At 66.5% G+C, this 12,791-nt stretch carries 10 protein-coding genes; 9 read left to right on the top strand and 1 reads right to left on the bottom strand.

What is annotated here, in order from left to right; genetic code table 11:
• The first annotated feature begins 175 nt into the window (after positions 1 to 175).
• From KYE46_RS12015 to KYE46_RS12005, 3 genes are all read left to right on the top strand, one after another.
• Complete coding sequence (locus KYE46_RS12015; protein ID WP_219000854.1) at positions 176 to 811, top strand: DUF1007 family protein; 636 nt, start codon at positions 176 to 178, stop codon at positions 809 to 811.
• Positions 808 to 1,752 (top strand): nickel/cobalt transporter, encoded by a 945-nt coding sequence (locus KYE46_RS12010; protein ID WP_219000853.1) that lies wholly within the window; start codon positions 808 to 810, stop codon positions 1,750 to 1,752. The genes KYE46_RS12015 and KYE46_RS12010 overlap by 4 nt, the downstream gene beginning before the upstream one ends.
• 67 nt (positions 1,753 to 1,819) lie before the next feature.
• On the top strand, positions 1,820 to 3,193 hold the full coding sequence (locus tag KYE46_RS12005) for an MATE family efflux transporter (protein ID WP_219000852.1): 1,374 nt from the start codon (positions 1,820 to 1,822) through the stop codon (positions 3,191 to 3,193).
• Between the two features lie 422 nt (positions 3,194 to 3,615).
• On the opposite strand, the gene KYE46_RS12000 is transcribed toward KYE46_RS12005, so the two are convergent.
• Positions 3,616 to 5,007 (bottom strand): dipeptidase, encoded by a 1,392-nt coding sequence (locus tag KYE46_RS12000; RefSeq protein ID WP_219000851.1) that lies wholly within the window; start codon positions 5,005 to 5,007, stop codon positions 3,616 to 3,618.
• 221 nt (positions 5,008 to 5,228) lie between these two features.
• Here KYE46_RS12000 and KYE46_RS11995 point away from each other — a divergent pair, with 221 nt between their 5' ends.
• The 6 genes from KYE46_RS11995 (at position 5,229) to KYE46_RS11970 (ending at position 12,672) form a co-directional block, all read left to right on the top strand.
• A complete protein-coding gene (locus tag KYE46_RS11995; protein WP_219000850.1) occupies positions 5,229 to 5,813 on the top strand; it encodes a recombinase in 585 nt (194 codons plus the stop codon).
• Between the two features lie 218 nt (positions 5,814 to 6,031).
• Entirely contained in the window at positions 6,032 to 7,255 is a 1,224-nt protein-coding gene (gene hemA / locus KYE46_RS11990) for a 5-aminolevulinate synthase (RefSeq protein WP_219000849.1), read from the top strand.
• 266 nt (positions 7,256 to 7,521) lie between these two features.
• Complete coding sequence (locus KYE46_RS11985; RefSeq protein ID WP_219000848.1) at positions 7,522 to 9,027, top strand: helix-turn-helix domain-containing protein; 1,506 nt, start codon at positions 7,522 to 7,524, stop codon at positions 9,025 to 9,027.
• A 221-nt stretch (positions 9,028 to 9,248) separates the two neighbouring features.
• Complete coding sequence (gene ispG / locus KYE46_RS11980) at positions 9,249 to 10,400, top strand: flavodoxin-dependent (E)-4-hydroxy-3-methylbut-2-enyl-diphosphate synthase (RefSeq protein ID WP_219000847.1); 1,152 nt, start codon at positions 9,249 to 9,251, stop codon at positions 10,398 to 10,400.
• A 131-nt stretch (positions 10,401 to 10,531) separates the two neighbouring features.
• Entirely contained in the window at positions 10,532 to 11,953 is a 1,422-nt protein-coding gene (locus KYE46_RS11975) for an FAD-binding oxidoreductase (protein ID WP_219000846.1), read from the top strand.
• Positions 11,953 to 12,672, top strand: a complete 720-nt coding sequence (locus KYE46_RS11970; protein WP_219000845.1) for a VIT1/CCC1 transporter family protein — start codon at positions 11,953 to 11,955, stop codon at positions 12,670 to 12,672. The genes KYE46_RS11975 and KYE46_RS11970 overlap by 1 nt, the downstream gene beginning before the upstream one ends.
• Positions 12,673 to 12,791: the final 119 nt, after the last annotated feature.

Below are 12,791 nucleotides of genomic sequence, written 5' to 3'. Positions count from 1 at the left end.
AGGCGGTTTTGGGGGATGAAAGGGGCAAGAATGTGGCGCTTTGAACACTGATCCGTGAACAATGGTGGCAAGGTTAAGCAACAATCCGCGCCTGTTTCGGGCTCTGACTTGCGGTCCGTGGGCGGCCGGACAATATGGCGTCATGCGTTTCCCGAGCTTTCATCCCCGCACCGTGATGACCGCGGCCCTGGCCGCCTGTGCCGGGCTTGGCCCCGCTGCGCTGACGGCGCATCCGCATATCTTCGTGGACGCCGGGCTGGCCCTTGTGATCGAGGAGGGGCGGGTGACCTCCGTCGAGGTGACCTGGGTCTACGATGAGCTTTACTCGTTGATCTTGATGGAAGATTACGACCTCGACGCGGATTTCGACCTCGCGCTGACCGAAGAGGAAGTGGCGCGGACCTTGGGGTTCGATCTCGATTGGTCCTACGGGTTCGAGGGCGGATTGGTGATGCACCGCGACGGGGCGGAGCTGACGCTTGGCGCGCCCGAGCCGGTCTCGCTCGAGCTGGTGGGCGAGGGACAATTGCGCACGACCCACCGCCGCCCGGTGGTGGATGAAGGCGGTGTCGCGCCCCTAGTGGCGCAGGTCTTCGACCCTGAGTTCTACGTGGCCTTCGAGATGACCGGAGACATGTCGGTGATTGGTGCAGAATGCGAAACGACGCTGGTGCGCGCCGATCTGGACGCGGCCTATGCCGGAATGGAAGAGGCGATGGACGCGATCGGCGGCGCTGTCGCGGCCGAGGACAACTTCCCGGCGGTGGGCGCATTGTTCGCCGACCGCGTGGCGTTCGATTGCGCGCCATGAGGGCGAAGGTGGCGCTGACCGTGGTGCTGGCCCTGCTGGCCGCCGGGGCGCTCCTGTGGCTTGTGGGCGCGGACCGCGTTGTCACGGCCTGGGCGCTGGACGGCCAGCGCGAGGCACAGGGCGCCATGGCGGGCGCCTTGCGCCGCCTGCGCGGGGGCGATCCGGCGGCGGTGCTCACGCTGATGGCCGTGTGCTTCGGCTACGGGTTCTTCCACGCTGCAGGACCCGGTCACGGCAAGATGCTGATCGGCGGCTACGGCGCGGCGCGGCAGGTCGGGGCGCTGCGCCTCTCGGCGGTCGCCATGGCCTCGAGCCTGGCACAGGGGGCCACGGCCATCGTGCTGGTCGGTGCCGGCGTCTGGCTGGTCGGCTGGAGCCGGGACGCGATGACGCGTATGGCCGACGAGATTTTCGCCCCCCTCAGCTTCGCCGCCATAGCCGCCGTGGGCCTCTGGCTCGTCTGGCGAGGCGCCCGCGGGATGTGGCGGTTGCAGCAAGCGGCGGGACAGGAGGGCCACCACCACAGCCACGATCACGACACACCAGCGCAGTACCACGCCGGCGACGGCCACATCTGCGAAACCTGCGGCCATTCCCACGGACCCTCTGCTGAAGACCTCGCCCAAGCCACTGGCTGCAAGGAGGTCGCGATCCTCATCGCCGCGGTCGCGATCCGGCCCTGCACCGGCGCGCTCTTCGTTCTGATCCTGACGGCGCAGATGGGCGCGTTCTGGGCCGGTGTCCTGGGAACACTCGCAATGGCGCTTGGGACGGCAAGCGTCACCGTCGTGGTGGCCATCGCCGCCGTCGGACTGCGCCGCGGCGCGCTGGCGAGCCTTGCCGAAAACGCGACGCTGGCGCGGGCGCAGGTGGTGCTCGAACTCGCCGTCGGGGCCCTCGTCGCCGTGATCGCGACGCAACTGGCCCTCGCCGCCCTCTAGACGTTGCCGCCCGCCGCGCAAACGCCGTGCCTTGCCCCCGCCGAGCGGCGCCCGTAAGGCTTTCAACATGTCTCTGAAATCCCACATCCGCGCGACGTTGAAACTGGGCCTCCCCCTGATCGGAGGTCAATTGGCGCAGGTCTTTATCGGCGTGACCGATACGGTGATGATCGGCTGGTACGGGGTCGAGGAACTGGCCGCCGTGGCGCTCGGCTCGTCCTATTTCCACCTGATCCTGATCCTCGGCATGGGCTTCGGTCTGGCGGTCATGCCGATGGTGGCCTCCGCTGCGGCGCGCGATGACGAGCAGCAGGTGCGCCGGGTCACGCGCATGGGTCTGTGGATCGCGCTCGCCTTCTCGGCGCTGGTGATGCCGCTCTTCTGGTTCTCGGAAAGCCTGTTCCTGATGGCTGGCCAGACGGCCGAGGTCTCGGCCAATGCGCAAACCTACCTGCGCATCGCCGGTTGGGCGATCTGGCCCGGCTGCCTGCTGATCGTGCTGCGTTCCCACCTCAGCGCTCTGGAGCGCCCCAACATCGTGCTCTGGGCATGGCTTGGCGGCGTCGCCCTGAACGCACTGATCAACTGGGTGCTAATCTTCGGCAACCTCGGCGCGCCGGAATTGGGCATCGCGGGGGCGGCCTCGGCCTCGGTCTTCACTCACCTGCTGATCCTTGGCATCCTCGCGATCTACGCGGCCCGCGCGGAGGGGTTGCGGCAATACACCTTGTTCATCCGCTTCTGGCGCCCCGATTGGGAGGCGCTCTGGCAGGTCTTCCGGCTTGGCTGGCCGATCGCCATCACGCTCCTGTCCGAGGCCGGCCTGTTCATGGCGACGATGATCATGATGGGCTGGATCGGCACGATGGAACTGGCCGCCCATGGCATCGCGCTGCAGGTGATCTCGGTGACGTTCATGATCCATATCGGGCTCAGCTCCGCCGTCACCGTGCGCGTGGGCCGCGCCTGGAGCCGCGATGACGCGCCGGGCCTGTTGAACGCGGCCATCGCGGCGCTGCTGCTGTCTTTCCTGACGGTCGCGGCGACGATGGTGGTCCTGATCACGCTGGCCGAGCCGCTGGTCGGCCTCTTCGTGGACCCGGCCGATCCGCTGCGCCCGCAAATCATCGCCATTGGGGCGAGCCTGCTGGTCGTGGCGAGCATCTTCCAGCTGGCCGATGCCGCCCAGGTCATGGCCCTCGGCCTGCTGCGCGGGGTGCAGGACACCAGCGTGCCGATGATTTACGCCTTCATCAGCTATTGGATAATCGGCGTACCGCTGGCCTACGCCCTGGGCTTCCCGCTTGGCTGGGAGGGTGAAGGCATCTGGGCCGGCCTCGCCATCGGCCTCGCCGTTGCCGGCCTGGTTCTGGTGATCCGCTTCTGGCGCATCGCCGCCCGCCTGAGCACGGCACAGACAACCGGGACGCAACCCGTCTGATCCGGGGTCCCGGAAACGCAGCAAACCCGGCACCTGCCAAAGCCTCTGGAATGTCTCGCGCATGGCCGAAGTCGTGCAGAAGAATGGATATTTGAAGAACGGGGAATGAGGGAAGAGGTGAGGTCAGCCCCCAGCCATGACCAGGGGCCTTCCCCGTTCACGGTCATCGGCTTCCCAGCCTGTACCGCTCCGACAGCATAAACGTCGCATGGTTAAAGAAGTGTTACCTGCGTCTTCCCTGTTCCAGAAATATCCCGGGGGGAGGGGCTATTCCTCTGGAATAGCCGCGGGGGGCAGCGCCCCCACCACGCACGCAAAGGGTCCTACCCCACGGCGCAGGCTCGCTTGCCGCGCACGACCGAGAATAGTCTCGCGATGCCGACGCAAGTTCCAACGACGATTGCTTGTCTGGTCTGTTCCGCTCACGCGCGCGCCAGGCCGCCCAGCACCCTGACCCAGGAGCGGATGCCGCGGTGGAAGCTTTCGACGTCGTATTTCTCGTTCGGAGAGTGGATGGCGTCGTCGTCCTTGCCGAAGCCTGCGAGGACGGAGTCCATGCCGAGAATTTCCTTGAAATGCCCGGCCACGGGGATTGATCCGCCGCAGCCGATGTAGGCGGCCTCCTCGGGCCATTCGGCGCTGAGCGCTTGGCGGGTCATCTCGAAGATCGGGTGGCTGGTGTCCATCTGGCTCGCGGCTGAGCCAATGGCAGGGGCGAAGCTGACAGTGCAATCCTCGGGCATCTGGGCCTGCACCCAATCGACGAAGTTCTCGTGCAGGCGCGCGGGGTCCTGGCCCGCGACGAGGCGGAAGCTGATCTTCGCGTGCGCCTCGGACGGCAGGACAGTCTTGAAGCCGGCGCCGGTGTAGCCGCCCCAGATGCCGTTGACCTCGGCCGTTGGGCGCGACCAGATCATCTCGAGCGCCGTGCGGTCCTTTTCGCCCGCCGGGTGGCTGAGGCCCACGGCGCCCAGAAACGCCTCGGCGTCGAAGTTCAGCGCCTCCCAGCTGTCGCGCAGCGCGTCGGAGATCTCGGGCACGCCGTCGTAGAAGCCGGGCACGGTGACGCGGCCGTTCTCGTCGTGCAGCGCCGAGAGGACGTCGGACAGCACCCGGATCGGGTTCATCGCGACGCCGCCGAACATGCCGGAATGCAGGTCGATGTCGGCGCCCTTGATGGTCAACTCTTCCTTCATCATGCCGCGCAACTGGGTGACGATCGCGGGCACCCCTTCGGCAAAGAGGCCGGTGTCGCAGATGAAGGCGAGGTCGGCTTTCAGCTCATCGGCATGGGCTTCCATGAACGGCACAAGGGAGGGCGAGCCGCTTTCCTCCTCGCCTTCGAGAAAGATCGTGAGGTTGGGCGGCAGCTTGCCGGTCTCGGCCTTCCAGGCGCGGCAGGCCTCGACGAATGTCATCAGCTGGCCCTTGTCGTCCGAGGCGCCGCGGGCGCGGATCACCTTCTTGCCGTTTTGCTCCTCGATCGCCGGGTCAAAGGGATCGCGGTGCCAGAGCTCCAGAGGATCGACCGGTTGCACATCGTAATGACCGTAGAAAAGCACTCGGGGCGCGTCGGGGGCTTCGGCGTCGGGGCCGCTGTGGGCGACGACCATCGGGTGGCCCGTCGTCTCGCGCACCGTCGCGTCGAACCCCATGCCCGAGAGGTCCTCGGCGAGGATCTGCGCCGCGCGGGCGACATCGGCGTCATAGGCGGGATCGGTCGAGATCGAGGGCACCCGGAGAAGCGCCATCAGCCGCTCCATCGCGGCGTCGAGGTCGGTATCTACACGGGCGAGAACGGCGTCGAGGGTCATGGGAGGCATCCTTTCGCGGAAATTTCGGCGCATCTTGGCGGCTGTGCGCCGGGGCTGCAACGCGATAGCCGGAGGCGTGTACGCGCACAGGTGACGGAGCAGGGGCCAGCGCGAGAGGGCCGCTGTTGTCGGGAATGTGATCAGCATTGATTACCGCGATCGCGGCGAGCAGGCGTAGCCTGTTGGCATCACGGGACCCAACTCCAGCAGGACAGCCAGACATGACAACCCGCCTTCTTCTTTCCGCCGTGGCCCTTGCGGCCACCTCCGGCGTGGCTTTCGCCGATGCCCATTCATGCACCTTCGAGGCCGAAGTCGCCGATTTCACCCAAGACCAGATCGACGCGCTCTATGAGTGCGTGCGCGACGACCTGCCCGCGGCCTATGGCGCCGGCGACAACGAGGTCGCGGCCACCTATCGCGAGTGGCAGGCCGCCTCCACCGGGCCCGCTGCGCCGGGATTTCACGGCGGGCGCTTCCTCAATACCTTCGTGAACGAGGTGGGCTACGCCGAATACATCCGCTACGAGGAGGATGACGAGGCCTTCGAGATGCCCGTGGGCTCTGTCATCGCGAAGGAATCCTACACCCTGCGCGACGGCGCTCCGCGCATCGGGCCGCTGTTCATCATGACCCGCGGCGAGACGGCGGAATACCCCGAGACCGATGGCTGGATCTATTCCGCGGTCCAGCCCAACGGTGACCCCATGGGCATCTCGCAGAGCTTCTGCCACGATTGCCACGGCGGCTTCGCCTTCGGTGACAGCCTGGGCTACCCGGCCCTGGAGGTCCGCCTCGGCCAATAAACGCCGCCTCGGTCAAGACAAGCAGCGGCCCCTGACCCGACGTTACGGGGCCGTTTCATCATTTGTTTCGCGGGTTTGACCCAGATCAAGGCCTGCCTCGCGGCAAAATGTAGCTTGGCGTTACGGGGGCAGGCGCAATATGTCTGGCCCATGGCGGGAATCCCCGTCAAAGCCATCGATCTGCAGAGGCGGTACGCGCCTCGAACAGGAGACCGCCAGTGAATTACGATTCCGCGCTCGACGCTGCCCTCGGCAAGCTGCACGAAGAAGGTCGCTATCGCACGTTCATCGATATCGAGCGTCGCAAGGGGCAGTTCCCCCATGCGATCTGGAAGAAGCCCGACGGCTCCGAGCAGGAGATCACCGTCTGGTGCGGCAACGACTACCTCGGCATGGGCCAGCACCCGGTGGTTCTGGAAGCGATGCACGAGGCGCTGGAGGCCACCGGCGCAGGCTCGGGCGGCACGCGCAACATCTCGGGCACTACGGTTTACCACAAGGCGCTGGAAGCGGAGCTGCGCGACCTGCACCAGAAGGAAGCGGCGCTGGTCTTCACCTCGGCCTATATCGCCAATGATGCCACGCTCTCGACGCTGCCCAAGCTGTTTCCCGGCCTGATCATCTATTCCGACGCGCTCAACCATGCCTCGATGATCGAGGGGGTGCGCCGCAATGGCGGCGCCAAGCGCATCTTCCGCCACAACGACGTCGCCCATCTGCGCGAGCTGCTGGAGGCCGACGATCCCGCCGCGCCGAAGCTGATCGCCTTCGAGTCGATCTATTCGATGGACGGCGATTTCGGGCCGATCGCGGAGCTGTGCGACCTCGCCGACGAATTCGGCGCGCTGACTTATCTCGACGAGGTTCACGCGGTTGGCCTCTACGGCCCGCGCGGCGCCGGGGTGGCGGAGCGCGACGGCCTGATGGACCGCATCGACATCATCAACGGCACGCTCGGCAAGGCCTTCGGTGTCCATGGTGGCTATATCGCGGCCTCCGAAAAGATGTGTGACGCGGTGCGCAGCTATGCGCCCGGTTTCATCTTCACTACCTCGATCCCGCCCGCCGTGGCGGCGGGGGCGGCGGCCTCGGTCCGGCACCTGAAGACGGACCAGGCCCTGCGCGACCTGCATCAGGAACGCGCCGCCGTGCTGAAGCTGCGCCTCAAGGGCATGGGCCTGCCGGTGATCGACCATGGCAGCCACATCGTGCCGGTGATGGTGGGCAACCCCGTCCACACCAAGGCGATCTCCGACGCGCTGCTGGCCGATTTCGGCATCTATGCGCAGCCGATCAACTACCCCACCGTGCCCCGCGGGACGGAGCGTCTGCGCTTCACGCCTTCGCCGGTCCACGATTCGGGCATGATCGACGGGCTGGTGCGCGCGATGGACGGGTTGTGGTCTCACTGCGCCCTGAACCGGCAGGATCTGGTTGGTTAATTAACTGCCTGATCGTTAAGCATGATTGCGCCAATTTGGCGCGCTCATCCCTAGTCCCTTAAGAATCCACAGAAATGGCGGCGCGATCTCGCCGAGGCATGCATATTCCCGGATCACCGGGGTGCATTCGTGCAACGCGCCATGGTATCTACCTTGCAAGGTGATCGAGGCCTTTGGGAATCGCGCCGATTGGGGTAACATATAGATCTACTAAGGCGCACCACTACTAGGCATAGTGGGTTAACCATAGAATCGGGGCAGGCCGCATGGGCCAGGACAACGGCCAGTATTGGGACCATGAAGCAGAGGGTCAGACCGCTGAGTCCGACCTGCGTGCGCTTGAGGTAACCGAGCCTTCGACGCCGCCGGCGTTCGATGGCTATGACCTCAACGATGTGCCCCTCGGCGACCTGATGCGCGGCGAACGGGCCACGCTGGGCAAGTCGCTGCTCGACGTCGAGCGCGAGTTGCGCATCCGCGCCACCTACATCGCCGCGATCGAAAACGGCGACGTGGGCGCCTTCCAGTCGCCGGGCTTCATCGCCGGCTACGTCCGATCCTACGCACGCTATCTCGGCATCGATCCGGAGTGGACTTTCCGTCGCTTCTGCGAGGGCACGGGCTTCCGCGGCATCCACGGCAACAGCAGCCAGCAGGGGACCGAGGCCAAGCGCATCGTCTCCGCCTCGCCGCGCCGGATGGACCCCAACGAGGTGATGGCCTCCTCCCGAATTTCCTTCGCACCCACGCGCGAGAGCCTGTTTTCCCGGGTCGAACCCGGCGCGCTCGGTTCGGTCGCCGTGCTCTTGGTGCTGGCGCTCGGCATCGGCTACGGCGCCTGGGCGATCCTGAACGACATTCAACGACTGCAAATCGCACCAATCGACGAGGCGCCCGCGGTGCCACTGGCACAGCTGGACCCGCTGGAGGGCGTCGGCGGCAACAGCTTCGGTGACGATCAGAGCTTCGACATCGCGCTGCCGGGCCCCGAGGCAAGCAACACGCTCTACCGCCCGCGCGCGCTGGAAGCGCCGGTGCTGACGCCCCGCGACGGGGCGCTGGCCACGCTGAACCCCGATGAGGTCGGCACGCTGCCCGCCGGATTGAGCGGTGCTTCGGCCGCCGCAACACCCGCAACGGCTAACGCTGCCGGCACCACCACGCCCGCCGAGACCGCATCCGGCAACGGCGCCGTACAGGTCACCGCTGGTCGCGCGGATGAAGTGATGATCTTCGCCACACGGCCGACCTGGGTGCGGATCACCTCGGCCAGCGGCGCGACGATCTACGAAGCGACGCTCAACGCCGGGGACAGCTACGTGGTGCCCGAGACCGACAGCGTGCCGCGCCTGCGCTCGGGCAATGCAGGCTCGCTCTATTTCGCGGTGAACGGCGTGGCGCTTGGTCCTGCCGGCACAGGCGCCACCATCGTGCGCGACGTGGAACTGACCGCCGATGCCGTGACCGCAACCTATACCATGGCCGATACCGACGCGGACCCGGACCTCACGCAGGTGGCCTCGCTGATGTTCGACGCCACGAACGTGCCCGACGTGGCCCCGGTCGTGCCCGAGACGCCACGCCCCGCGCCAGCGATGGCCTATAACCCCACCGGTCCCGCCGCCACGCCCGCGACACCCGAGCCGCAACCTCTGGCCCTGTTCCCGGAAATCCCCGCCGACGTCGCCGCCGCGATCATCGCCAGCAACGCGCTGCCGGTCACCGTGCTCACCCCCACCGACGCGGACGAGCGCCCGATCCCGCGCCCCTGAAGGTCGTAACCGCGCACCCTCCAGAACTCGCGCACCCTCCACGACTAGCGCATGGGCTCGACTCCGCTCTGCGTCCCCGCATCTTCATCTTTTCAAAAATACGGCAATACCGTCCTCGCCCCCGCGCGCGCCGGTCTTTTTTGCCGCGACGCCGCCTCGTCACATTGTCCCGCCCGCCCGAGGCCTCTATCTAACGTCCAAGCAGCGCGAAAAGGCCCGTCATGTCTCACAACCCGATCCGACCCTGGCGCAACATCGAGCGACGCACGAGCCGCCAGATCATGGTCGGCAATGTGCCCGTGGGTGGCGACGCGCCGATTTCCGTGCAGACGATGACCAACACGCTGACCACTGACGCCAGCGCCACGATCAAGCAGGTCATCGCGGCGGCCGAGGCGGGGGCGGACATCGTGCGGGTCTCGGTGCCCGATGCCGACAGCGCGCGGGCGATGAAGGAGATCTGCCGCGAGAGCCCGGTCCCGATCGTGGCCGACATTCATTTCCACTACAAACGCGGCATCGAAGCCGCGGAGGCCGGCGCGGCCTGTCTGCGGATCAACCCCGGCAACATCGGCGATGCGGCGCGCGTGAAAGAGGTGGTGCAAGCCGCCCGCGACCACAATTGCTCGATCCGCATCGGCGTGAACGCGGGCAGCTTGGAAAAGCACTTGCTGGAGAAATACGGCGAACCCTGTCCCGAAGCCATGGTCGAGAGCGGGATGCATCATATCAAGCTGTTGGAAGACAACGACTTCCACGAATTCAAGATCTCGATGAAGGCCTCCGACATCTTCATGACCGCCGCCGCCTACACGCAGTTGGCCGAGCAGACGGACGCGCCCTTCCATATGGGCATCACCGAGGCCGGCGGCTTTGTCGGCGGCACGGTGAAATCGGCCATTGGCCTTGGCAACCTGCTCTGGTCCGGCATTGGCGACACCATGCGCGTCTCGCTCTCCGCCGATCCGGTGGAGGAGGTGAAGATCGGCTTCGAGATCCTCAAATCCCTCGGGCTGCGCCACCGGGGCGTCAACATCATCTCCTGCCCCTCCTGCGCGCGGCAGGGGTTCGACGTGATCAAGACGGTCGAGAAGCTGGAGCAGCGGCTGGAGCATATCAAGACGCCGATGTCGCTCTCGATCATCGGCTGCGTCGTCAACGGCCCCGGCGAGGCGCTGATGACCGACGTGGGTTTCACCGGCGGCGGGGCGGGCAGCGGGATGGTCTATCTCGCGGGCAAGCAGAGCCACAAGATGAGCAACGACCAGATGGTCGATCATATCGTCGAGCAGGTCGAAAAGCGGGCGGAGGCAATCGAAGCCGCCCGCGGCGCGGAGGGTCCGGCTTTGGGCGCGGAGGCGGAAAAGGTCTAGCGCCAGGCTTGCCGCCGTCGCGCCGGTGGTGCGTGTCGGAATTGAGTTGTATTGGCCAAGATGAAGGAGCCGGTGGTTGAGAGCCGCGGGCCGGATCGCTAGGTTTCGAGGTGAGGGCAGAGGAGGCTCCGATGGGCTTGCAGGCAGTGGTGGAACGCAACGAAGACGGGATCGCGACGGCGCTGGATATCCTGACGCAAGCTTACGGCGACCGGGTGGAGCGGGGGCAGGCGCTGCGCGAGCAGCATGGCCACACAACGACATGGCTGCGCAACCAGCCGCCCGACGCGGTGATCTTTCCGAAGAGCACCGAGGAAGTGCAGGACATCGTGCGCATCTGTGCGACCCATAGGGTGCCGATCATCGCCTTCGGGACCGGTACCTCGCTTGAGGGTCATGTGAATGCGCCGGCGGGGGGAATCTCGCTCGATTTCAGCCAGATGGATGCGATCCTTGAGGTCCATGCCGAGGATATGGACGTCGTGATCCAGCCCGGTGTGACGCGCAAGGCGTTGAACGCGCATCTGCGCGATACGGGGTTGTTCTTTCCGATTGATCCGGGCGCCGATGCTTCGCTCGGCGGCATGGCCGCGACGCGGGCCAGCGGCACCTGCGCGGTGCGTTACGGCACGATGAAGGACAGTGTTCTCGCGCTGAAGGCGGTGTTGCCCTCGGGCGAGATCGTCAAGACCGCCGCGCGGGCGCGAAAGACCTCGGCCGGCTATGATCTGACACGGTTGATGATCGGCTCGGAGGGCACGCTCGGGATCATCACCGAGTTGACGCTGAAGCTGCAGGGCATTCCAGAGGCGACCTCGGCGGCGACCTGTTCCTTCCCGAGCCTCGAGGCGGCCTGCAATGCCGTCATCACCAGCTTCCAATATGGGCTGCCGGTGGCGCGGATCGAGTTGCTCAACGCCTTGCAGGTGAAGGCCTGCAACGCCTATTCCAAGCTGTCGCTGCCCGAGGCTCCCTTGCTGTTGCTGGAGTTCCATGGCTCGGAGAGCGGCGTGACCGAGCAGGCCGAGATCTTCGGCGAGATTGCCGGCGAGTTGGGCGGCACCGGCTATACGTTCACGACGCGCGAGGAGGACCGCAACAAGCTTTGGCAGGCGCGTCACGATGCCTATTGGGCGGCGCTGCAGCTGCGGCCCGGGGCGCAGGGCATTTCGACCGACGTCTGCGTGCCGCTCTCGCGCCTGGCCGAATGCGTGACGGCGACGGAGGCGAAGCTCGCGGAGCTCGGGATTACCGCTCCCATCGTGGGCCACGTGGGCGACGGCAATTTCCATACGCTTCTGCTGGTGGACATGTCCGACCCGGCGGAAATCGCCAAGGCCGAGGGCTATGTCGGATGGCTGGCCGAGCTGGCGATATCGATGGATGGCACCTGTACCGGCGAGCACGGGATCGGGCAGGGCAAGGCCAAGTATCTCGAGCGTGAACTGGGCGCGGGCGCCGTGGGCATGATGGCCGCGATCAAGCGCGGGATCGACCCGGACAACATCATGAACCCGGGCAAGATCCTGCTTCCCGCTGCGGGGCTGGCCTGATGGTGCGCCCGATCCGTTCGGCTGTCCCGTCTGCCCATGCCGAGCCGCATCTGTCCGGCCGTTCGGGCTGGCTGCGCGCCGCCGTGATGGGGGCCAATGATGGCATCCTCTCGACCGCCTCGCTGATCGCGGGGGTGGCCGCGGGCTCGTCGAACCATGCCACGATCATCCTCGCGGGTTTCGCCGGGTTGGTCGCCGGTGCGCTGTCGATGGCGGCGGGCGAATACGTCTCGGTATCGAGCCAGGCCGACGCGGAGCGCGCCGACATGGAGCGCGAGCGCGACGAGTTGGAGAACAACCCCGAGGCAGAACTGGCGGAATTGACCGCGATCTACGTGGAGCGCGGCCTCGCGCCGGATCTGGCGGAGCGCGTGGCGATCGACCTGACGGAAGTGGACGCGCTGACCGCGCATCTGCGCGACGAGATCGGCCTGACGGACCTGTCGCCGCCGCGTCCGGTTCAGGCGGCGGTGGTCTCGGCGCTGACGTTCGCTGCGGGGGCCGCGGTGCCGCTGGCGGTGTCCTGGGTGGCACCACTGGATTCGGTCGTGCTCTGGGTCGCGGTGGCGACGCTGGCGGCCTTGGGCTCGCTGGGCGCGCTCGGGGCGCAGGCCGGTGGCGCGCCGCAGGGGCGCGCGGCGCTGCGGGTGATCCTCTGGGGCGCTTTGGCGATGGCTGTCACCACGGCAATCGGGGCGCTGGTGGGGCAGGCCGTCTAGCGCGGTCTAGGCCCGGCTTTGCGGTGCCGGGCGTGCGTGTTTTTCCGAGAAAGACCGGCGCGCGCGCCGTTAACCCATTGCTAACCATTGGCCTTTAGCGTGAAGGCACGGTTTGGCAT

Origin of the sequence: Gymnodinialimonas ceratoperidinii (assembly GCF_019297855.1) — a bacterium.
GTDB lineage: Bacteria > Pseudomonadota > Alphaproteobacteria > Rhodobacterales > Rhodobacteraceae > Gymnodinialimonas > Gymnodinialimonas ceratoperidinii.
This window is presented reverse-complemented; position numbering and strand designations above follow the sequence as displayed.